Origin of the sequence: Agromyces sp. PvR057 (genome assembly GCF_040547485.1) — a bacterium.
In the GTDB taxonomy this organism is placed as follows: domain Bacteria; phylum Actinomycetota; class Actinomycetes; order Actinomycetales; family Microbacteriaceae; genus Agromyces.
In genome coordinates this window covers 97510-117635 of record NZ_JBEPPT010000001.1, presented here as the reverse complement: position 1 = coordinate 117635, position 20126 = coordinate 97510, and the positions used below count along the sequence as shown (strand labels likewise).

At 68.6% G+C, this 20126-nt stretch carries 21 protein-coding genes; 7 read left to right on the top strand and 14 right to left on the bottom strand.

The genetic code is table 11. From position 1 onward, the window contains the following. Positions 1–2: 2 nt before the first annotated feature. The 3 genes from ABIC29_RS00540 to ABIC29_RS00530 are packed head-to-tail and all read left to right on the top strand — an operon-like array spanning position 3 to position 2985. Positions 3–1364 carry an FAD-dependent oxidoreductase gene (locus tag ABIC29_RS00540; protein WP_354241777.1) on the top strand — a complete coding sequence of 454 codons (1362 nt, stop codon included), beginning with the start codon at positions 3–5 and terminating at the stop codon, positions 1362–1364. After that, positions 1357–2514 carry an Mrp/NBP35 family ATP-binding protein gene (locus ABIC29_RS00535; protein WP_354241775.1) on the top strand — a complete coding sequence of 386 codons (1158 nt, stop codon included), beginning with the start codon at positions 1357–1359 and terminating at the stop codon, positions 2512–2514. Before ABIC29_RS00540 ends, ABIC29_RS00535 begins: the two co-directional genes overlap by 8 nt. Positions 2515–2571: 57 nt before the next feature. Next, positions 2572–2985: a VOC family protein gene (locus tag ABIC29_RS00530; RefSeq protein ID WP_354241773.1), complete on the top strand. Its 414-nt coding sequence runs from the start codon at positions 2572–2574 to the stop codon at positions 2983–2985. A gap of 129 nt (positions 2986–3114) precedes the next feature. Here the strand turns inward: ABIC29_RS00530 and ABIC29_RS00525 are convergent, their stop codons facing one another. The 9 genes from ABIC29_RS00525 to fdxA form a co-directional block, all read right to left on the bottom strand. Beyond that, on the bottom strand, positions 3115–4344 hold the full coding sequence (locus ABIC29_RS00525) for a CaiB/BaiF CoA transferase family protein (protein ID WP_354241770.1): 1230 nt from the start codon (positions 4342–4344) through the stop codon (positions 3115–3117). After that, on the bottom strand, positions 4341–5489 hold the full coding sequence (locus ABIC29_RS00520) for a thiolase family protein (protein WP_354241767.1): 1149 nt from the start codon (positions 5487–5489) through the stop codon (positions 4341–4343). Before ABIC29_RS00520 ends, ABIC29_RS00525 begins: the two co-directional genes overlap by 4 nt. After that, a complete protein-coding gene (locus ABIC29_RS00515) occupies positions 5486–5905 on the bottom strand; it encodes a Zn-ribbon domain-containing OB-fold protein (protein WP_354241764.1) in 420 nt (139 codons plus the stop codon). The genes ABIC29_RS00520 and ABIC29_RS00515 overlap by 4 nt, the downstream gene beginning before the upstream one ends. Beyond that, entirely contained in the window at positions 5902–6114 is a 213-nt protein-coding gene (locus ABIC29_RS00510) for a ferredoxin (protein ID WP_354241761.1), read from the bottom strand. Before ABIC29_RS00510 ends, ABIC29_RS00515 begins: the two co-directional genes overlap by 4 nt. Next, positions 6114–7403, bottom strand: a complete 1290-nt coding sequence (locus ABIC29_RS00505; RefSeq protein ID WP_354241759.1) for a cytochrome P450 — start codon at positions 7401–7403, stop codon at positions 6114–6116. Before ABIC29_RS00505 ends, ABIC29_RS00510 begins: the two co-directional genes overlap by 1 nt. 250 nt (positions 7404–7653) lie before the next feature. After that, the gene (locus ABIC29_RS00500) at positions 7654–9147 is read right to left on the bottom strand and encodes an aldehyde dehydrogenase (RefSeq protein WP_354241756.1); all 1494 of its coding nucleotides are present in this window, start codon (positions 9145–9147) and stop codon (positions 7654–7656) included. Positions 9148–9270: 123 nt separating this feature from the next. Continuing rightward, positions 9271–10146: an SDR family oxidoreductase gene (locus ABIC29_RS00495; RefSeq protein ID WP_354241753.1), complete on the bottom strand. Its 876-nt coding sequence runs from the start codon at positions 10144–10146 to the stop codon at positions 9271–9273. A gap of 77 nt (positions 10147–10223) precedes the next feature. After that, positions 10224–10352 carry a hypothetical protein gene (locus tag ABIC29_RS00490; RefSeq protein ID WP_354241750.1) on the bottom strand — a complete coding sequence of 43 codons (129 nt, stop codon included), beginning with the start codon at positions 10350–10352 and terminating at the stop codon, positions 10224–10226. Positions 10353–10697: 345 nt separating this feature from the next. Beyond that, the gene (fdxA, locus tag ABIC29_RS00485; protein WP_354241747.1) at positions 10698–11012 is read right to left on the bottom strand and encodes a ferredoxin; all 315 of its coding nucleotides are present in this window, start codon (positions 11010–11012) and stop codon (positions 10698–10700) included. Positions 11013–11180: 168 nt separating this feature from the next. On the opposite strand from fdxA, the gene ABIC29_RS00480 reads away from it, so the two are divergent. The 4 genes from ABIC29_RS00480 (at position 11181) to ABIC29_RS00465 (ending at position 14296) form a co-directional block, all read left to right on the top strand. After that, a complete protein-coding gene (locus ABIC29_RS00480) occupies positions 11181–12350 on the top strand; it encodes a cytochrome P450 (protein ID WP_354241744.1) in 1170 nt (389 codons plus the stop codon). 2 nt (positions 12351–12352) lie between these two features. Continuing rightward, positions 12353–12556, top strand: a complete 204-nt coding sequence (locus ABIC29_RS00475; RefSeq protein ID WP_354244550.1) for a ferredoxin — start codon at positions 12353–12355, stop codon at positions 12554–12556. A 67-nt stretch (positions 12557–12623) separates the two neighbouring features. After that, positions 12624–13628 carry a cyclase family protein gene (locus tag ABIC29_RS00470; RefSeq protein ID WP_354241741.1) on the top strand — a complete coding sequence of 335 codons (1005 nt, stop codon included), beginning with the start codon at positions 12624–12626 and terminating at the stop codon, positions 13626–13628. Positions 13629–13690: 62 nt separating this feature from the next. Then, a complete protein-coding gene (locus tag ABIC29_RS00465) occupies positions 13691–14296 on the top strand; it encodes an SDR family NAD(P)-dependent oxidoreductase (protein ID WP_354241738.1) in 606 nt (201 codons plus the stop codon). Positions 14297–14396: 100 nt separating this feature from the next. Here the strand turns inward: ABIC29_RS00465 and ABIC29_RS00460 are convergent, their stop codons facing one another. From ABIC29_RS00460 to ABIC29_RS00440, 5 genes are all read right to left on the bottom strand, one after another. After that, a complete protein-coding gene (locus ABIC29_RS00460; protein WP_354241735.1) occupies positions 14397–15377 on the bottom strand; it encodes an ABC transporter ATP-binding protein in 981 nt (326 codons plus the stop codon). Next, on the bottom strand, positions 15367–16365 hold the full coding sequence (locus ABIC29_RS00455) for an ABC transporter ATP-binding protein (RefSeq protein ID WP_354241732.1): 999 nt from the start codon (positions 16363–16365) through the stop codon (positions 15367–15369). The genes ABIC29_RS00460 and ABIC29_RS00455 overlap by 11 nt, the downstream gene beginning before the upstream one ends. Positions 16366–16430: 65 nt before the next feature. Next, the gene (locus tag ABIC29_RS00450; RefSeq protein ID WP_354241729.1) at positions 16431–17984 is read right to left on the bottom strand and encodes an ABC transporter substrate-binding protein; all 1554 of its coding nucleotides are present in this window, start codon (positions 17982–17984) and stop codon (positions 16431–16433) included. A 116-nt stretch (positions 17985–18100) separates the two neighbouring features. Next, positions 18101–19000: an ABC transporter permease gene (locus ABIC29_RS00445; RefSeq protein ID WP_354241726.1), complete on the bottom strand. Its 900-nt coding sequence runs from the start codon at positions 18998–19000 to the stop codon at positions 18101–18103. Next, positions 18997–19998: an ABC transporter permease gene (locus ABIC29_RS00440; RefSeq protein WP_354241723.1), complete on the bottom strand. Its 1002-nt coding sequence runs from the start codon at positions 19996–19998 to the stop codon at positions 18997–18999. The genes ABIC29_RS00445 and ABIC29_RS00440 overlap by 4 nt, the downstream gene beginning before the upstream one ends. Between the last annotated feature and the right edge of the window lie 128 nt (positions 19999–20126).

The following is a 20126-nucleotide window of genomic DNA, read 5'->3' as shown; positions in this document are numbered from 1 at the left end:
ACATGTCGACCACCCGTGTCGCCGTCATCGGCTCTGGACCTTCGGGCGCGTATACCGCGCAACTGCTCACCGAGGAGTCCGAGTCCCCCGTCGAGGTCGACGTCTTCGACCGCCTGCCGACGCCGTTCGGCCTCGTCCGCTACGGCGTCGCCCCCGATCACCCGCGCGTCAAGTCGATCACGACCTCGTTCGCAGAGGTGTTCGAGGACACCCCCGGCCTGCGATTCCTCGGCAACGTCCACGTCGGCGCGGATGTCTCGATCGACGAGCTCCGCAGCCACTACGACGCGGTCGTCTTCGCGCACGGTGCCCCGCTCGACCGTCGCCTCGACGTGCCTGGTGAAGAACTCGCCCGCGTGCACGCGGTCCGCGAGTTCGTCTCCTGGTACCAAGGCCATCCCGACCAGTCCGCCGAGGCATTCGTGCTCGACGGCCGGCGCGCCGTCGTCGTCGGCGTCGGCAACGTCGCCCTCGACGCCGCACGCATGCTCGTGCGGGAGATCGACGACCTGCGGCGCACCGACATCCCCGAGCACATCGTCGACGCCTTCGCCGCGAGCACCTTCGAGGAGGTCGTCGTCATCGGCCGCCGCGGCCCCGGCTTCGCGAAGTTCACGAACAAGGAGTTCATCGAACTGCTCGAGGTCGAGAGCACCGACATCGTCATCGACCCCGCCGACCTCGAACTGGATGCCGCGCAGCAGGCGCATGTCGATGCCGACCCGGCAGCCAGGCGACTGCTGACGACCTTCCGGAAGGCTGCTGACCGCGGTATCCTCGGCCGGCCCAAGTCCATCCGGTTCCTGTTCGATCGCACGCCGATCGGATTCGTCGGCGATGACGGCACCCTCAGCGGCATCCGCCTGGCGAAGACGAGCGACCCCTCGACGACCGAGGTACTCGAGACCCAGCTCGCCCTGCGGTCCGTCGGATACCTCGGCAAGCCGCTCGACGGCCTGCCCTTCGACGAGCGCACCGGCACGGTGCCGCACCTGGACTCCCGCGTCGTCGACGGCGAGGTCGTCGTGCCCGGCGTATACGTGGCCGGCTGGATCAAGCGCGGCCCGAACGGCGTCGTCGGCACCAACCGCAAGTGCGCGCTCGAGACCGTGACCTCGGTCCTCGAGGATGTCGCGGCGCGCGAGCACACCTCGACCGCGTCGACCGCTGCCGAGGTCGATGAGCTGCTGAGCTCCCGCGGGGTCGACGTCGTCGACTGGCATGGCTGGCGTGCGATCGAGGAGGCCGAGGGCGCGACCGGCGCGAGCGTCGGCCGGGAGCGCGTCAAGCTGCATGACCGCGACGAGATGCTCCGGGTGGCCGCTGCCCATCGATCGCTGGTGGGCGCTCCAGGCCATGGCTGAGAACGCCATCGAGGCCATCGTGTCAGCCGTCCGCGAGGCGGTCGGAGCGGTGGTCGATCCCGAGCTTCGCCGTCCGCTCGGCGAGCTCGGCATGATCGATTCGGTGACCGTCGACGACGGCGTCGCCACCGTGGGCATCCTGCTGACGATCGCCGGATGCCCCATGGCCCAGCGCATCGAGCGGGATGTCGCGGCCGCAGCAGCAGCCGTCGCCGACATCCGCGAGGTACAGGTCGACGTGGGCGTCATGAACGACGAGCAGCGGGCGGCCCTCACCGCCCGACTGCGCGACGGCCGACCGGCGGCGACGACGCCCTTCACGCCGGACTCGCTCACCCGGGTGATCGCGGTCACGAGCGGAAAGGGCGGGGTGGGAAAGTCGACGGTGACCGCGAATCTCGCGGTCGCCCTGGCGAACCGCGGACTCCGGGTCGGCCTCATCGACGCCGACGTGCACGGGTTCTCCATCCCGGGCCTCCTGGGCCTGCACGACGCGGACGGCCGGGTGCTTCGTCCCACCCACGTGGACGAGCTTGCCCTGCCTCCAGTCGCCTACGGCGTGAAGACCATCTCGATCGGCATGTTCCTCCGCCCCGGCTCCGAGGACTCGGCGGTGCCGTGGCGCGGCCCCATGCTCCACCGCACCCTCGAGCAGTTCCTCGCCGACGTCTTCTTCGGCGATCTCGACGTACTCCTCATCGACATGCCACCCGGCACCGGCGATGCGGCGATCTCGGTCGGGCACCTGCTCCCCCATGCCGAGGTGCTCGTCGTCACGACGCCGCAGCCCGCGGCCTCGAGCGTCGCGGTCCGCAGCGGGCAACTCGCCCGCCAGCTCGGCCAGCGCATCATCGGCGTCGTCGAGACGATGTCGCCGGCGATGCTCGCCGACGGCTCGACGTTCGAGCCATTCGGCTCAGGGGGCGGCCGAGCGGTCGCCGAGCGCCTGTCGTCGCCCGATGAGGAGGTGCGCGCCGTCGCGAGCATCCCGTTCAGTACCGCCCTGCGCACGGGCGGCGACGCCGGCCTCCCGGTCGTCGCCGAGCAGCCCGAGGACCCGGCAGCACTCGCGTTCGCCGCACTCGCCGCCAGCCTCGCCGTGCGATCGCGCGGCCTCGCAGGCGTCAAGCTGCCGCTCAGCGTCGCCTGAGTGACTTGATCAGAAGTACCTGATCAGCGGCCTGTTATTCCTGTTACCCTCAACGCCATGGACGACTCGGATGTGCAACCGACCATCTCCGTGATGTTGATCGTGTCCGACGCCGATGCGGCGGTGAGGTGGTACACGACCGCGCTCGGCGCCGCCCAACTCTGGGACTTGGGCGGCGTTGCCGGGCTCGAGCTCGGTGGCGCGCCATTCTTTCTCCACGAAGCCGTGCCGGGCAAGGGGCAGGAGCGGAGTCCAGGAGATGCAGGGTTCACCACAACTCGCATCGAGGTCTTCGTCGCCGCTCCCGATGACCTCATCGAGCGAGCTGCGCAGGCCGGCGCGACCGAGGTCGAGGAGGCCACCGACTACGACACGCCATGGGGTGCCCACCGTCAGGGAGGTTTCACCGATCCTTTCGGCCATCGTTGGTCGGTGGGCGATCGGACCCCGCTGCAACGGTCCCCTCGGTAGGGCCGTCCACAGGCGGTGTTCTCTCCGGAGGTTCGTTGACACGAGTTCCCGCAGCGGCGCGGGCGTGGTCGCGGCGACGCCGCCGCTGGGAACGGCCCGGGCTCGACGGCATCGCGGACGCGCCGTCGTTCAGCGCACGCCCACCGGTACAACTCCGGCGCCGACGACGCCGTCCGCCACGAGCATGGCGACATCGTCGTCGGGGTACCCGAGCTCGCCCCTGAGAATGGCGATCGTGTCGCCGCCGAGCGCAGGAGGATACGCCGCCTCGACCTCCGCGGTGCGGACGAACCGGATCGGGGTCGCGACGTTCTCGAACGAGACCGCGTCGTTGCGCACAGTCAGGAGCGAACCGTCGTCGGCAGCGCGGGCATCAACGAGCGCTTCGAGCACGTTCTTCACGGGCGCGACGGGCACCGACGCCTCGCCGAGCAGGTCCACCCATTCCGCGGCCGGTCGCTCGGCGATGCGCGCTTCGAGCAAATCCCAGAGCTCGCGCTTGTTCCGCAGCCGCGCCGCCGCGTCGACGAAGCGATCGTCCACGACGAGCGATTCGAGCCCGAGCACCCCGCAGAAGTCCTCCCACATGCGCGGTGTGTTCGCCGTCACCACGAACTCGCGGCCGTCCTGGCCGCGGAACGAGCGGTACGTGGCGATCGAATCGTGCGCCGCACCCTGAGGGCCGGGCGCCGCGTCGTTCACGTGCGTGTACAGCGCCTGGTACGACAGCATGGCGAGCTGCCCGCGCAGCATCGAGACATCCACGATCCGTCCCTGCCCGGTCTCGGCGCGTGCCTGCAGCGCGGAGAGGATGCCGATCACGGCATACAGGCCGGCGACGACGTCTCCCGCCGGAATGCCGAGGCGAGCCGCCGGAGCACCGGGGTGCCCGTTGAGGCTCATCACTCCGCTGAGCGCCTGCACGACCATGTCGTAGGCGGGTCGGTCTCGCCATGGCCCCTCCTGGCCGAAGCCGCTGATCGAGGCCCAGACGAGTGACGGATGCTCCGCCAGCACGCGCTCGGGGTCGAGGCCGAGCCGGGCGGTGACGCCGGGCCGGAAGTTCTCGACGACCACGTCTGCCCCCGCGATGAGCCGTCGCGCGACCTCCAGCCCGCGAGGGGACTTGAGGTCGACGGCGATGCTGCGCTTGTTCCGGTTGTTGGCCAGGTAGTACGCGCTGTCTCCAGCGATTTCAGGACCGGCGATGGCGCGGCTGGAGTCCCCCGCCAGCGCTTCGACCTTGATGACGTCGGCACCGAGGTCGCCGAGCAGCTGTGTCGCCGACGGGCCGGAGAGGAAGGTCGTCAGGTCGACGACCCTCACTCCTTCGAGCGGCGGTCGGTGCACGGCGTTCATGCCGCCTCGAAGAGGTGGACCGTGCACGCACCGTGGTCGAGGCCGGCCGTTCCGCCTCCGGTGACGTGCGTCATCGCCCAGCGTGCGCCGTCGATCTGGCGGGCGCCCGCGGCGCCGGTGAGCTGCCAATACGCCTCCGCGATCTGCGCCACCCCGCTCGCACCGACGGGGTGACCCTTGGAAAGGAGGCCGCCGCTCGGGTTGACGACGACATCGCCGCCGAAAGTGGTTCGTCCGTCTCGGATGAGGTCGATGCCGCGGCCTCGTTCAGCGAGTCCGAAGGCCTCGTAGTAGACGAGCTCGGCGATCGAGAACGCGTCGTGGAGTTCGATCATGTCGAGGTCCTCGGGCCCGATGCCGGCCGCTTCGTACGCGTCATGGGCGGAGTGCGCGCTGATCGCGGGGCTCGTCATGTCGCGGTACCCCTCGGCGACCTCTCCTGAGTGCAGCACTGAGGCTGCGACGCGCATGCTCGACGAGATGCCGAGCCGTGCGCGTGCGCGCTCCGAGGCGAGGACGACGACGGCGGCGCCGTCACCGGTGGGGCAGCACATGAGCAAGGTGAGCGGGTCGGCGACCGGACGGGCGGCGAGCACCTGCTCCACGGTGACTTCCTGGCGGTACTGCGCATACGGGTTGAGCGCACCGTGTCGGCGCGCCTTGACGCTGATCAGGGCGAGGTCCTCGGGCGTCGCGTCGGTCTCGTAGAGGTAGCGCGTTGCACGCATCGCGTAGACGGCCGGCATCACGATCCCCTGCTTGACCTCGCGGTCCTCAGGAGACAGCGGCAGCGTGCCGCCGCCGAACTGTGTGAGCTTCTCGACGCCGATCACGACGGCGACGTCGATGAGCCCTTGCGCGATGGCCGACCATGCCTCGTGGACCGCGGTGGCACCGCTCGAGCAGGCGTTGTCGACGTTGACCGTCGGCACGGTGCCGAGGCCGATCTCCTTGCAGATGCGCTGTCCCGTCATCATGCCGCCGTACGAGTGGCCGACGTAGACGGCGTCGACGTCGGACTTCTCGACGCCGGCGCGGCGGAGCGCGTCGATCAGCGGCGGCACGGCGAGCCCCACATACGAGGACGCGCGGTGCTTGCCGAACGGCACCATGGCCGCGGAGATCACGTGGACGTTCTCGGTCATCGGGCTTCCTCTGCAGTGGCGTCGTCGGTGGCGGCGAAGTACCAGTCGTCGCCATCGATCCGGAGTTCGACGACTGCCCCGGGCTGGATGGGGCCGTCGTCCTCGCGAAGATCTGCGAGCGTGCGTACGTCACCGGCGAGATCGACGTATCCGAGAACGCGGACGCCGCCCGTGCCGACATGAAGGCGGGTAAAGGAGTACAGCACCCCGCGGGTCGGGAGTGCCACGCGAGTCACGTCGGTTCCGACGCATCGGCTGCAGACCACGCGGGCACCGAGCATCGTCCGACCGCACGAGTCGCATTGCGTCCCGACCAGTCGCGGACCCTCCGCGAAGCTGCCGAGGAGGCCGTCGGATTCGAGGTCGGCAACCGGGAGCGAGACCGGCGCTTCGGTGGACACCTCGACGGCGCTCATGCGGAGGCCTCATTCGATTCCAGCGCCCTCGCGATGGCACGTGTCGGGCAGACCTCGATGGCCATCTTGATGTCCGCCTCGGCGTCCCCATGGTCGTCGACGACGTACGCGATGCTCAGGTCGTCGAGGTCGAAGGTCGCCGGCGCGTAGAACGTGCACTGGCCTGACCCCATGCAGCGGTCCCGATCGACCGTGAGGCTCTCGGACATCACGCCACCGCCTCGGTGAACTGGAGGTAGAGGTGGGTGTGCCCGCGGAACTTGTAGCTGCGGATGAGGTTCCACTCACGAGCATCCGCCTGGCCGTGGTGCCACGCGTCGATCGTGATGCTCGTCGTGCGCTCGAGGATGCGCTGGATCGTGAACACCGCCTCGGCCCGTGCGAGCGGGGCTCCCGGGCAGGTGTGGATGCCGCGGCCGAACGCGAGGTGCTGGCGTGCATTCGAGCGGGTGGCGATGAACTCGGTCGGGTTCTCGAAGACGCGGGCGTCGCGACCGGATGCCCCGTGCAGGAGCATCACGACGGTGCCGGGAGCGAGCTCGAGTCCGCCGAGCTCGGTCGGCCGCTTGGTGAGGCGGAACGAGCCCTTGATCGGTGCCTCGACGCGGAGCGTCTCCTCGATGAACTTGGGGATGAGCGAGAAGTCGTCGCGGAGCCGCTGCTGCAGCTCGGCATCCTCGGCGATGCGCTGCATCGTGATGCCCATGAGCTGGACCGTGGTCTCCTGGCCGGCCGCGAACATGTTCGAGGCGATGCGGGCGACCTCGATCGGCTCGGGCAGCGAGCCGTCGGGGAACGTCGCGAGAGCCATTCCCGTGAGGACGTCGCCCTTCGGCTCGGCGCGGCGCTCCTCGATCCTGGCGACGAAGTAGTCGTAGAGCCGCACGAGGCTGTTGTGGTGGTTGGCCTGGAGCTCCAGGTTGCCGAGTACGGGGCCGGGTTCGGATGCGAGCAGGTCGAGCAGCATCTGGTGATCCTCGACGGGGACGCCGAGCAGGTCGGCGACCGCGAGGATCGTGTAGCCCTTGCAGTAGTCCCAGATGAACTCGCCCTTGCCGCTCGGCAGGAACTCGTCGAGGTACCGGTCGGCCGTGTCCTTCAGGAACTGCTCGTTCTCCTTGAGGCGCTTCGGCGTGATGAGGCCCATCAGGATCGACCGGTGGTCGGTGTGCATCGGCGGGTCGAACGTGACGATCTGGTCGTTCTGCGGGAAGAAGTCCCGGTGCTGCTCGAGGAGCTCGGAGATGTCGTCGCCGACCACCTCGAAGGGCAGATCGACGACCGGGCCGCCGGTGCGGTTGATCGACGAGTAGACGTCGGGCTGGTGGTAGACCTGCAGGGCTTCCTCGTACCCGGTGACGATGACCACGCCGTACTTCGGCTCGCGGAACACGGGGTGGTTCGCGAGCATGTGGTCGAAGTAGGGCTCCGCCTTCTCGGCGACCTCGGGATCGGTGAAGAAGTCGGTTTCCGTGGCGGAGATCTCGACGGTGGTCATCTGTGGTTCCTCTCTCTGCGCGACCGCGGTGCGGGGGTCGGGCTGAAACCTCTTCGATTCAGCGCCCCGACGCGGCTGCGGTGCCGCTGCGTGTCCTATGGGAGAACGGTATGCGTGTGTTCTGTTATAACGAACATGTGTACCGTAGAACGGTACGAATAGCTTCGCGTGTCGCCGCGTGGCTGTCAAGCGACTCACGGATGGAACAGGTTCGCCCCGATGCGCGTGCGCACCGGGGCGAACCGGCGATTCACTGGAAGCGGGTCGGCGTACCGTCGAGCAGCACCGTCTTCGACTCCAGGTAGGGAGCGACGCCCTGGATGCCGCCCTCGCGGCCGACACCCGACTGCTTGAAGCCGCCGAAGCCCATGCGGGTGTCGGTCTTGAAGCCGTTGTGGCCGACGGTCCCAGAGCGCAGGCGGCGGGCGACCTGGTACGCGCGGTCGACATCGCCGGTGAAGACGGCGTTGTTCAGGCCGTACTGCGTGTCATTGGCGAGCTCGATCGCGTGCTCCTCGTTCTCGGCCGGGATCACCGAGATGACCGGCCCGAAGAGCTCCTCCTGGGCGATCGTCGACCGGTTGTCGACGTTGCCGAACACCGTGGGTTCGACGAAGTAGCCGCGATCGAGGTGCGCCGGACGCTTGCCGCCGGTCACGAGGCGGGCTCCGTCGGCGATGCCCTGCTGGATGTAGCCGAGCACGCTCTGCTGCTGCTTGGCCAGCGCGAGCGGGCCGAGTTGCGTCTCGGGGTCGAACGGGTCGCCGACCCGCACCGACCCGAACGTCGAGGCGAGCGCGTCGACGAACTCGTCGTGGCGGTGCTTGGACACGATCACGCGCGTCAGCGACATGCACACCTGGCCGTTCAGCGAGCACTCCTGCTGCGAGATCGACGCCGCGGCGGTCGCGAGGTCGTAGTCGTCGAGGAGGACCGCGGCGGACTTGCCGCCGAGCTCGAGGGTGTACCGGGCGAGGCGGCTGCCGGCGAGCCCGGCGATCTGACGGCCGACCGCGCTCGAGCCGGTGAATGCGATCTTGTCCACGCGGGGGTCCCGAACGAGTTGCTCGGAGACGTCGCGGTGGCCGTTGACGACGTTGAGCACGCCCGGCGGCAGCCCGATCTCGTCGGCGATCTCGGCGAGGATGAGCAGCTCGCCCGGCGCCTCCGGCGGAGCCTTGAGGACGACCGTGCAGCCGACGAGCAGGGCGGGCGCGATCTTGTACGCGGCGAGCGACAGCGGCGTGTTCCACGGCACGATCGCGCCGACGACGCCGACGGGCTCGTTGACGACGGCGCCGAACGCGGCGAACTCCGGGGTGTCCAGCGTCTCCCAAGGGTAGGTGTCGGCCAGGTCGGCGTAGTACTCGAACAGGTTCGGCACCCGGGAGATCGATCCGAGCGACATGCGCCAGACCGGGCCCGTCTGGCGGGTCCAGAAGGTCGCCGCCTCCTCGGTGCGAGCCCGCAGGCCGGCGGCGAGCTTGCGGAGGTACTCGGCACGTTCGCGCGGCTCGAGGAACGGCCAGGGCGAGTGGTCGAATGCACGGCGAGCGGCGGCGATCGCCGCATCCATGTCCTGCGGCGTAGTCTCGGCCACTCGGAAGAACGTCTCCTCCGTCGTCGCGTCGATGACGTCGAGCGTCGATGAGCCCGCCGGGGCGACCCACCGTCCGTCGATGTACAGGCGATCGGGGTGCTGCAGGCTGATGGGGGTGTCGCGGACTGTGAGAACGTCGGTCACGTCTCTCTCCTCACTTCATTGTGTTGCCGGCTCGGGGCGGCCGCCGCGAGCGTCGATGGGGGGCCGCTCGGCCCCGGGGCACGGGCATCCGATCATCGGATGTCGGTACCGGTCGGATGTCGGTCAGGCGGCCTGCCGGGTCAGCACGCCGCGAAGGGTCCAGCTGAGCCGATCGGGCTGCAGGCCGGCGAGCTCGAGGGCGTTCATGCCGTAGTCGACCGAGAGGTGCACGCCCGAGACGTAGCTCGCGAGGTCGCTGCCGAGGAAGGCGAGCGCCTTGGCCATGTCGACGGATTCCGCCAGGCGGCCGGCGGGGCCGACCTCGGCCTCGACCTTGTCCTGGCCGCCCTTCATCTCGGCGAACTCGGAGAGCATGCCCGAGACGGTCATGGCCGGGAGCACGGCGTTGATGCGGATCTTGCGGAGGTCCGCGAGCGGGGAGACCTGTTCCGCCACCCAGAGGTTCAGGGCCCGCTTGGAGAGGATGTAGCCGAGCGACCCGGGCACCGTGCCGAACTCGGCTTCGAACTCCTGCGTGACGCGCACGAGGTCGTCCCAATCGCCGCCGCGGACGAAGGGCACGAGCTCCTCCCGCACCGACGGGTTCTCCCAACGGAGGCCGCCGTTCGAGGTGACGAACGTGATCGAGCCGTTCGCGACGACGCGGTCGACGAGGTAGGTGTCGGTCACGTACTTGTTCGCGATGAAGTTCACGGTCAGGGTCTCGAGGAACGAGTTGTGCACGCCCGAGATGCCGGCGATGCCGAAGAAGGCGTCGATCCGATCGGGGATCTCCGCGAACGCGGCGTCGATGGACGCCTGCTCGCCGAGGTTCGCGATGATGGACCTCGTGAGGCCGGGCACCTGAGGCTCGACGCGGTCGAGGGCGTACACGTTCGCACCGAGATCGACGAGGATCTCGGAGAGCGCCCGGCCCATCCCGGATGCCGCGCCGGTGACGACGACCGTCTTGCCGGCGTATCCGAAGTGGTCAGTCATGAGTAGCTCCTTTGCTGATGGTTCTTGGCGGGTGACGCCGGGTCGGACGACCTCGGCACCAAGGATGGAGTGGTCGCTCACTGCGTTTGAGTGAGGAGGACCGCGTCTTCCTCGCTGGCATCGATGGCGACGAGCATCAGGACGGCGATCAGGAATCCGAGCGGTCGGCGCACGAGTGGCGCGGACTCGGTCTGAGGTGAGGTCATTGCCGTTCTCCACATTGAGGGTCGGCTGCGCCGACGAGGCGTTGGAACGTGCGCGCTGCGGGTCGATCGCCCGCCCGCGCTCGTCCCGCGTTCTGGGTCGAGTCCGCGGTGGCTGCGTCGCCACCGCTTGATGCTGGTTCCGTTGCTCTGATATCGTTCGGTTGTAACGAACGACTGATCCTTACAACAGGACCAGTGTGAGCCACGACGCTTCGCGTGTCAATTGCGTTCACCAAAGAACGGTTTTGAGCGTTTCCGCTCAACTTTGGTGCGCCTCCGATCTTGCCCGCCCATGACGAAGGGCCCGGACGAGCGTCGCTCGCCGGGCCCTTCGCGTCGTTCCGGTCAGCCCTTCGGCAGCCCGAGCACGAAGTCCGCATCGTGCTCGATGAGCCCGAGCTTGCGGCCGCCCTTCGAGATGTCGAGCCCCTCGAAGAACTGCTCGTTGACGGCGATGAACTGCTCGTCGTCACCGTCGAGTTCATCGTCGTACCGGATCGCCTGCGTCGGGCACACCGCCTCGCAGGCGCCGCAGTTGATGCAGAGGTCCTGGTTGATGTACATCATCCGCCCGCCCTCGAAGAGGCAATCGGCCGGGCAGACCTGGATGCAACTGCGGTCCTTGACGTCCACACAGGCTTGGGTCACCACAAAGGCCATTTCGTTTCTCCTTCTCGACTTCGTCGTCCGAGCGGATGCCGTCTGGACTCACCCACTCGGGACGGGTACACTGACGACACTTCTAAGCGTTGGTTCTCAAATCTAACACCGGGAAGCCCCGAATACACGAATCACAGTGACCAAGGCTGTTCACGACAGGAGAGCTCGATGACGACAGCGACCTTCTCGATGCAACGCGTCGACCCGTACAACCCACCCGCCGAGCACCTCCGGCTGCAGCAGGAGGACTCGATCTCCCAGGTACCCTGGGCCAACACCGGCACCATCTGGGCCATCACCAAGCACGCCGACGTCCGGGCGGTGCTCGGCGACGCCCGGTTCAGCTCCGATCGCACGCTCCCCGGGCACCCGATGAACTCCGGCTACGTGACGGGCTCGGACCTCAAGCAGCTCATCGCGATGGACCCGCCGGAGCACACGCAGCACCGACTTCGCGTCATGGGCGAGTTCACGGTCAAGAAGATCGCCGCGTTGCGCCCGCGCATCGAGGAGATCGTCGAGGAGACCATCGACGCCATGCTCGCGAGCGGCCACGAAGCCGACCTCGTCGAGGCGCTCTCGCTTCCGGTCCCGTCCATGGTGATCGCGGACCTCCTCGGAGTCCCCTACGAGGACCACGGATTCTTCCAGGAGAACAGCGCGACCTTCGTGGACATCGACACGCCCATGGAGGGTCGCGTCGCCGCGATGGGGGCGCTCAAGGCGTACGTCGGCGAGCTCGTCGCCTCGCGCGTCACCTCTCCCGGTGACGACATCCTGAGCCGTCAGCTCGCGGCGGGCGCAGACCCGGTGGAACTGACCGGGCTCGGATTCCTCCTGCTCATCGCCGGGCACGAGACCACCGCGAACATGATCTCGCTCTGCGTCGCGACCCTGCTCGACCGGCCCGAGCTCCTCAAGCAGCTCCGCGACGACCCCTCGCTCATGCCGGGCGCCGTCGAGGAACTGCTCCGCTACTTCACCATCGCCGAGGTCGGGCACCAGCGCCTCGCAACGGCCGACATCGAGATCGACGGAACGCTCATCCGCGCCGGCGAGGCGGTCTACGCCTTCGCGAACGTCGCCAATCGCGATCCCGAGGTCTTCCCCGAACCGAACACGATCGACTTCACCCGCGGTGCGCGCAACCACGTCGCCTTCGGCTTCGGCCCCCACCAGTGCCTCGGCCAGAACCTCGCCCGCCTCGAACTCGAGATCGTGCTCGAAGCGGTCGTCCGCCGACTTCCGACCCTCCGCCTCGCGGTGCCGTTCGACGAGATCCCGTTCAAGGAGCACGGTCCGAACTACGGCGTCTACAAGCTCCCGGTGGCCTGGTGACCATGCAGATCACGGCGAACCGGTCGACCTGCATCGGGTCCGGGCAGTGCGTCTTCACCGACCCCGACACGTTCGACCAGGACGACGACGGCCTCGTGATGGTCCTGCGCCCGGCGCCCGCGTCCCCCGACGAGCTCGCGGCGGCGAAGGAGGCCGTGCACATCTGCCCGAGCCGCTCGCTGGCCCTGAGCGGGGAAGCACCGTGACCCGTAGGTCCGCGACCTCCGCATCGCTGCACGTGGCGGCATCCGCAACTCGAGAATGGAACACCCGATGACGATCGAGCAGACCGCGCCCGCACTGGCCGGCCCCGACCCGTACTACCCCTGGCTTCGACGCATCGCGAACGACCACGAGGCCGCGCACCACGTGCCCGGCATCCAGTGCCGCGGTTCGGTCGCACTCATCGACGAGGCCGCTCGCCTGCGCGGCATCGCCGAGGTACGGCTCGGACGGGCGATCTCGCTCGAGCGCGAAGTCGAGACCCGGCCCGACCGGCTCGCCGACGGCCGCGAGATCGCCGAGGCCGAAGCGGCGCAGTGGCGCGCCCTCGGCAACGCCGACCTCCCCCAGGGTCACGGCAGCGTCGACCTGAAGGTGACGGTCGGCCTGCACGGACGTCACGCACACGGCGGCGATGTCATCTCGTACGACGCGCACGGCGTGCACAACACGCACCTCGACGGGCTGGCCCACATCGGTGCGGATGCCGCGTGGCACGGCCCGATCCCGGCCGGGAACTCGCAGACCGACGAGGACACGATGGTCAACTGGGCGCAGCACGGCATCGCCACGCGCGCCGTGGTGCTCGACATCACCGCCGTCCGCGGGGTCGACTGGGTCACCGCCCAGGAGCCGGTCACGGCGGCCGAGCTCGACGCGGCCCTCGCGGCGACCGGCGTGGACCTCCTGCCGGGCGACGCCCTCGTCGTCTACCAGGGGCGCGACCGCTACGAGGCCGCCGGCAACGTGTACCCGAGCGGGGCCGCAGCCGTCGCCCGTCCGGGCATCGGCGAGGACGGCTCGGCCTGGATCGCCGCGAAGGAGCCCGGGCTGCTGCTGTGGGACTTCCACGACGCGCGTCACAACGCGCGCGGATCGCTCGAGGTGCACAACCTGATCTCCGCGATCGGCCTCGGCATCGTCGACAACTGCCTGCTCGGTCCGGCCGTCGCGACGCTCCGCGAGGCCGGCACGTCGACCGGCCTGGTGGTCGCCGCTCCCACGGCGATCCACCGCTCGACCGGCGTCCTCATCAACCCGCTGCTCCTCTACTGAGCCGCAGTCGAAGCGCCGCGCACCAGGGGCCGCTGTCCTGCACGGACGGCGGCCCCACCGGCGTGTCCGGCGCAACCTCCACGAACACGGACATCACCGACGAGGCATCCGTCGCCCGGATGGTCGAATCGGTCGTCGAGCGCTACGGATCACTCGACTTCGCGCACAACAACGCGGCGGGCAGCATCCCGACGCACGAACTCGCGGAGTACGACAACGACCTGAACGCCTGGGCGATCAGGCTCTACCTCGAAGGCCCGTACTTCTGCCTCAAGCACGAACTGCGGTACATGAAGGAGCACGGCGGCGGCTCCATCGTGAACACCGCCTCGCTCGCCGGGCTGTTCCCCTCCCCGCTCACCGCGCCGTACACCGCGGCGAAGCACGGCGTCGTCGGGTACACCAAGTCCGCCGCCCTCGAGTACGGACGGTACGGCATCCGCGTGAATGCGGTGTGCCCGGGGGTGGTGCGCACCGGACTCACGAAGGACCTCCCCGAGGAGTACATCGGTCCGGTCACCGCCGGGCAGGTCATCAAGCGCCTCGCGGAGCCCGAGGAGATCGCCGAACCGGTGGTGTTCCTGCTGTCCGAAGCCGCCTCCTTCATGACCGGCTCGATCATCGCCGTCGACGGCGGCGCCTCGGTGTCGACGACCTCGATCGACTGATCCCGACCGCAGACGCCGAAGGCGGCGTTCCGCTCGTGCGGAACGCCGCCTTCTTCTTCGATCTGCACGGGTCAGGCCTTCACTCCCGCCCGACGCCGGTTCAGTCGAGCGGGAAGTGGCAGGCCGCGAACTGTCCCGGACGCACCTCGCGCATCTGGGGTTCCTCGACGGCGCATCGATCCTGCGCGATCGGGCAGCGAGCGCGGAATCGACACCCTGACGGCGGATTGAGCGGCGAAGGGATGTCGCCCTTCAGCGCCGGACCGGTGAAGCCGTCCTCGCTCTCGGGAGACGGCACCGAGTCGAGGAGTCCGCGCGTGTAGGGATGGGCGGGACGGGCGTACACCTCGACGGAGTCGCCGAATTCGCACGTCTTGCCGAGGTACATCACGAGTACCTTGTCGCTGAAGCTCCGCACGACGCCCAGATCGTGGGCGATGAAGACGATCGTGAGGTCGTACTTCTGCTTGAGCTCCTCGAGCAGGTTCAGCACCTGGGCCTGCACCGAGACGTCCAATGCCGAGACCGGCTCGTCACAGATCAGCAGTCCGGGCCTGACGGCGAGTGCCCGCCCGATCGCGACGCGCTGGGCCTGGCCTCCCGAGAGCTGGCGGGGCAGCATCTCGGCGAATCGCTCGCTCGGGAGGCCGACCTGCGAGAGCATCTCGGGCGCGTCGAGGTCGCGTTGCGCCTTCGGGACCCCGCCGATCGCGGCGCCCTCCATCACCAGATCCTTGACGGCCCGGCGCGGGTTCAACGAACTCACCGGGTCCTGGAAGATCATCTGCATGTCGCGACGCAACTCCCGCATGCGCGCAGGCGACGCGGACTCGATGCGCTCGTCGCGATATCTGACCGTGCCGCCCGCGATGGGATCGAGGCGGAGCACGGCGCGACCGGTGGTCGACTTCCCGCAGCCCGACTCGCCGACGATGCCGAGCGTCTCGCCGGGCAGGAGATCGAAGCTGACCCCCGCCACGGCCTTGAACGCGCCGTGTGCCGTGTGGTATTCGACGTCGAGGTCCTCGACGGACAGGATCGCCCCATCGCCGCGCAGGTGCGCGTTGCCGCTACCGGCCAACGAGCTCACCTTCTCTCATCTCGGTTGGGTGGAAACAGGCCACGGCGTGGTCGTTCGCGACCTCGAGCATCGCCGGTTGGGACGACTCGCATGCCTCGGATGCCGCTGCGCATCGGGGTGCGAAGCGGCACCCCGTCGGCGGGTCGGTGGGCGACGGCAACGATCCGGTGATGACATCGAGCGGCGCGTGCCGGGCATGGTCGATCGACGGCGTCGCCGCCAGGAGTGCGCTCGTGTAGCGGTGCCGCGGGTCCTCGAAGACCTCGCGGCTCTCCCCGATCTCCGCGAGCCGGCCGGCGTACATCACGGCGGTGCGGTCGGTGCTGCCGGCGACGACGTGGAGGTCGTGCGAGATCAGCATGAGCGACATCCGCCGTTCGATCTGCACGCGGCGGAGCAGGTCGAGCACCTGTCGTTGAATGGTCACGTCGAGTGCCGTCGTCGGTTCATCGGCGATGAGCAGGTCGGGTTCGCAGGACAGCGCGACCGCGATCATCACGCGCTGTCGCATGCCGCCGGACAACTCGTGCGGGTAGGCGCGGAGCCGTCGCTCCGGGTCGGGGACGCCGACCTCCTTCAGCAGGTCGAGTGCCCGCGTCGCCGCCTCGCTGCGCGAGACCCCGAGATGGCGGCGCATGCCCTCGGTCAGTTGCCGCTCGACGCGGACGACCGGATTCAAGGAACGGCCGGGATCCTGGAACACCATCGCGATCTGCGGCCCCCAGATCTCCTCGAGCTGCCTGCGCGACAACCCGAGCAGGTCGCGCCCCTTGAAGAGGATCTCCCCGGTACGGTCGGATCGTGCGGGCATCAGGCCCATGATCGCGCGGGCCATGACCGACTTGCCCGAGCCGGATTCACCGACGATGCCGAGCGCTTCGCCGCGGCGCAACCGGAGCGAGACGCCGTCGACGGCCCTCACCACACCTTTGGGTGATCCGATGTACGCGTGGAGGTCGGTGACCTCCAAGAGCATGTCTTCACTCATCGCTGCTCCTTCCTTGAACGATGGGTACCGGGGCGCGGGCGGTCGGCCCGCGCCCCGGACTCGGCTTACTGCTGGAGCCAGATGCCGGCGGCCGCCGGCTGCGTGTAGCCGTACATCTCGACGCCATGCACCTGGTCGGTGACGGTCGCGCCGTTCAGGTACTGCTGGTACAGCACGTACGGAACGACCTCGGCCAGACGCTCCTGCACGATCTTGTACTGCGCCTTCTGCTCGTCAGGGTCGGTCGTGGCGAGCGCCGCGTCGAGCGCCGCATTCAGCTCGGCGTCGTCGATGCCCGAGTAGTTCGTGCGGTTGGCGTCGCCGTGCAGCGCCCCCCAGAGGCGCGAGGCCGGGTCCACGAACGCGAGCGAGGACATCGCCAGGTTGTAGTCGCCCGTCGTCGTGACGACGCCCTGCTCGGAGGCATCCCGCTGGTCCGCCGTGACGGTGACGTTGTCGTACTGCGCGAGCTGGGCCTGCAGCGCGTCGAACGTGGCGGGGCCGGTGCCCGGGAACACCGTGTAGGCGAACTCGACCGGCTTGCCTTCGGCAGCGAGCTCGTCGAAGAGCTCCTGTGCCTTCTCCCGGTCGTAGGTCTGCAGCGGGATGTCCTCGTAGAACGGGGACTCCTTGGTGAACAACGTCTTCGGGACGCTGCCGTTGCCGCGGTTCACGGCATCGGAGACCTGCTCGAGGTCGAGCGCGTACGCGACCGCCTGCCGAGCCCGGACGTCGTCGAACGGGGCCTTCTTCGTGTTGAACATGAAGCCGATGCCGCCGTTGAAGATGTCGATCTCGTTGGTGTACCCCGCAGCCTCAGCCTCGACGAAGGTCGACGCGTCCGAGTTCAGGATGATGTCGGCCTGGCCGGAGATGAGCGCGTTCAGTCTCTGCGTGTTGTCGGTCACGCCCTGGACCTCGATCGCATCCACGTAGCCGGGGTCGCCGGCGTAGTCCTCGTTGCGCGTCAGCTTGAGCGTGCCGCCCTGCGTCCAGCTCTCGAAGACGTACGGCCCGGCACCGATCGGGTTCTTGTTGAACGCCTCCTGGCCCTGCTCGAGGGCGGTGGGCGAGGCGATCCACTGCAACGAGTAGATCGGCATGAGACCGAGGAGGCCCGGCGTCGGCACGACCATGTGGAGCTTCGCCGTGCGCTCGTCGACGAGTTCGATGCTCTCGATCTGGCTTGCGACACCGGCGCTCGCCGAGCCGAGGGCGGGGTCCTTCATCCGGTCCCAGTTGTACTTGAGGGCGGCCGCGTCGAAGGGCGTGCCGTCGGTGAACGTCATCCCCTCACGGGTGACGACGTCCCAGGTGGCGCCGCCGTCGCTCGTCGTGAACGATTCGCAGAGACCGCAGTCGTACTCGCCGGTCGACTCGTTCGCGATGACGAACTGCCCATAGAGCGCGGTGTACGTGATCGGCATCGACGTCGAGCTGAACACCTGCACGGGGTCGAAGCCGGTCGGCTGCACGACCTCGAGCACACGCAGCGTGCCTCCGGATACGGGCCCGCTCGCCGCGACGCCATCGCTCGTCGCCGCATCGCCTCCGCCGGCGCAGCCGGTCAGCAGCAGAGCTGCCGCCGTCACGACGGCGATCAACGTTGATCGCTTCATGGTGATCATGGTCATCCTGTCTCTCTCTTGGTGGGTCGGTGCTGCGGATCGGACAGCTGAACGGGACGGCGAAGGGCGGTCGGAGCAAGCCGCTCGACCGTGCTCAGACGTCTCGGTCAGTCGTGCAGGGTGCGGTCGAACCGCAGGCGGAGGTGCTCCCCCGCCTGGTTCAGGGCGAAGACGGTGAGGAACAGCACCGTCGCGGGAACGAAGACGAGGTGGGGCGAGGTCCGCATCTCCGTCGCGCCGGCGTTGATCATGCCGCCCCAGCTCGGCGTGGGCGGCGGAACGCCGAGCCCGAGGAAGCTGAGCGAACCCTCCGCGACGATGAGCGCCGCGACGACCAGTGGAAGGTAGGCCGCGATGGTCGGGAGGACGTTCGGCAGGATCTCGCGGAGCACGATCCTGCCGTCGGATGCGCCCATGTTTCGGGCCGCGCGGACGAATTCCCGACTCGACCACGCCATGGTGTTCGCACGAGCCAGCCGGATGAAGGTCGGCGTGCTCGTGAGGGCGAGCCCGACGAGCAGTGTCGGGACGCTGGGCGAGAAGATCGAGGTGATCGCCAGCAGGAGCACGAGCGCGGGGAAGGAGAGGAGCACGTCGGCCACAAGCGTCACGGTCCAGTCGACGCCCCTGCGGAAGTACCCGGCGAACAGTCCGAGCGCGGTGCCGACGAGCACCCCGCCGAGAGCGGAGACGCTGCCGACCACGAGCGACACCTGGCCGCCGTAGATCAGCCTGGAGAGCATGGAGCGGCCGGTGCCGTCGGTTCCCAGCAGCGTGTCGAGCGAACCGAGCTGCGGCGGCTGGCGGGGCGGCCCGACGACCTGGTCGATCGAGGCGATCGGCAGCACCGATGCGAAGATCGCGAGGAACACGACGAGTCCGATCCAGAAGTAGGAGAACCAGACGAGGACGGACCACCGGCGTTTGGCCGGGGCGACGACCGGCGTTCCGAATCGTGCCGGCGGCGGTGCGGAGACCGCGGAGATGCTTCGCGTGACGACGGTCATGCCGGCACCGCCTTTCCTGAGGCCTTGGCAGCGGTCGGCGACTTCCTCGCCCGAGGGGCACGCCGTACGCGCGGATCGATGACGCCGTAGCCGAGGTCCACGACCATGTTGATGACCACGAATCCGATGGCGATGAACGCGACCACGCCCTGCACCGTGACGACGTCGCGCTGGATGATCGAGGTCGAGATGAGCTGCCCGATGCCCGGCAGGACGAACAGCGACTCGACGATGATCGTTCCGCCGATGAGCCGGGCGAGGCTGAGCCCCGAGATCGTGAGCAGCGAGAACGACGACGGTCGGAAAGCGTGGCGGAACATGACGTACGACCGGGACATGCCCTTCGATCGCGCCGCGGCGACGTAGTCCTCGCGAAGCGTGCCGATGAGGTCGGCGCGCAGCACGCGGTGGAACGCGGCGATCTCGGTCAACGCCACCGCGAGCGCGGGGAGGATGGCGCTGCGCAGGTTCTCCCCCAGGCCTTCACTGATCGGCGTCCACCCGAGTGCGGGGAGGGACTTCATCGTCACCGCGAAGAGGTAGACGAGGACCGGTCCGGCGACGAACGCCGGAATCGAGAGGAAGGCGGAGGTGACGCCGTTGATCCCGCGATCGAGGGGGCTGTTCGGGAACGCCGCCGAGAACACCGCGAGGGGAATGGCCACGATGAGTGCGATGCCCAGCGCCAGCACCGCGAGCTCGAGCGTCACGGGGAGGCGCTGCATGATCGCCTCCATGACCGGGATGTGCGTGATCGGAGAGACGCCGAGGTCCCCCTGCAGCGCGGAGAACAGCCAGTCGAGGTATTGCACGATGAACGGCCGGTCGTAGCCGAGCTCCGAGTTCATGGCTGCAACCGCCTCGGGGGTCGCCGCCTCACCCAGGATCACCTCGGCGACCGAGCCCGGCGCAAGAGCCATGAGCGCCTGCACGCCGATGGTGACGAGCAGGATGACGAGGAGCGCGTACCCGACGCGCCGGAAGACGTCAGTCCACATCGCAAGCACCTCGCTGCGCATCAGCTCGGCTGGAAACGTGATCTTGCACTCGGACTCCTTTGTCGAGCGGACGGCGATTTGCTGCATCACCGACGTTCTGCTGAACAGAACGATGTCGCCACACAACG

Excerpts from the sequence above, each read along its gene's own strand:
- ABIC29_RS00540 (WP_354241777.1), top strand. The coding sequence starts at position 3 with ATGTCGACCACCCGTGTCGCCGTCATCGGCTCTGGACCTTCGGGCGCG.
- ABIC29_RS00535 (WP_354241775.1), top strand. The coding sequence starts at position 1,357 with ATGGCTGAGAACGCCATCGAGGCCATCGTGTCAGCCGTCCGCGAGGCG.
- ABIC29_RS00530 (WP_354241773.1), top strand. The coding sequence starts at position 2,572 with ATGGACGACTCGGATGTGCAACCGACCATCTCCGTGATGTTGATCGTG.
- ABIC29_RS00525 (WP_354241770.1), bottom strand. The coding sequence starts at position 4,344 with ATGAACGCCGTGCACCGACCGCCGCTCGAAGGAGTGAGGGTCGTCGAC.
- ABIC29_RS00520 (WP_354241767.1), bottom strand. The coding sequence starts at position 5,489 with ATGACCGAGAACGTCCACGTGATCTCCGCGGCCATGGTGCCGTTCGGC.
- ABIC29_RS00515 (WP_354241764.1), bottom strand. The coding sequence starts at position 5,905 with ATGAGCGCCGTCGAGGTGTCCACCGAAGCGCCGGTCTCGCTCCCGGTT.
- ABIC29_RS00510 (WP_354241761.1), bottom strand. The coding sequence starts at position 6,114 with ATGTCCGAGAGCCTCACGGTCGATCGGGACCGCTGCATGGGGTCAGGC.
- ABIC29_RS00505 (WP_354241759.1), bottom strand. The coding sequence starts at position 7,403 with ATGACCACCGTCGAGATCTCCGCCACGGAAACCGACTTCTTCACCGAT.
- ABIC29_RS00495 (WP_354241753.1), bottom strand. The coding sequence starts at position 10,146 with ATGACTGACCACTTCGGATACGCCGGCAAGACGGTCGTCGTCACCGGC.
- ABIC29_RS00490 (WP_354241750.1), bottom strand. The coding sequence starts at position 10,352 with ATGACCTCACCTCAGACCGAGTCCGCGCCACTCGTGCGCCGACCGCTC.
- fdxA (WP_354241747.1), bottom strand. The coding sequence starts at position 11,012 with ATGGCCTTTGTGGTGACCCAAGCCTGTGTGGACGTCAAGGACCGCAGT.
- ABIC29_RS00480 (WP_354241744.1), top strand. The coding sequence starts at position 11,181 with ATGACGACAGCGACCTTCTCGATGCAACGCGTCGACCCGTACAACCCA.
- ABIC29_RS00475 (WP_354244550.1), top strand. The coding sequence starts at position 12,353 with ATGCAGATCACGGCGAACCGGTCGACCTGCATCGGGTCCGGGCAGTGC.
- ABIC29_RS00470 (WP_354241741.1), top strand. The coding sequence starts at position 12,624 with ATGACGATCGAGCAGACCGCGCCCGCACTGGCCGGCCCCGACCCGTAC.
- ABIC29_RS00455 (WP_354241732.1), bottom strand. The coding sequence starts at position 16,365 with ATGAGTGAAGACATGCTCTTGGAGGTCACCGACCTCCACGCGTACATC.
- ABIC29_RS00450 (WP_354241729.1), bottom strand. The coding sequence starts at position 17,984 with ATGAAGCGATCAACGTTGATCGCCGTCGTGACGGCGGCAGCTCTGCTG.
- ABIC29_RS00445 (WP_354241726.1), bottom strand. The coding sequence starts at position 19,000 with ATGACCGTCGTCACGCGAAGCATCTCCGCGGTCTCCGCACCGCCGCCG.
- ABIC29_RS00440 (WP_354241723.1), bottom strand. The coding sequence starts at position 19,998 with ATGTGGACTGACGTCTTCCGGCGCGTCGGGTACGCGCTCCTCGTCATC.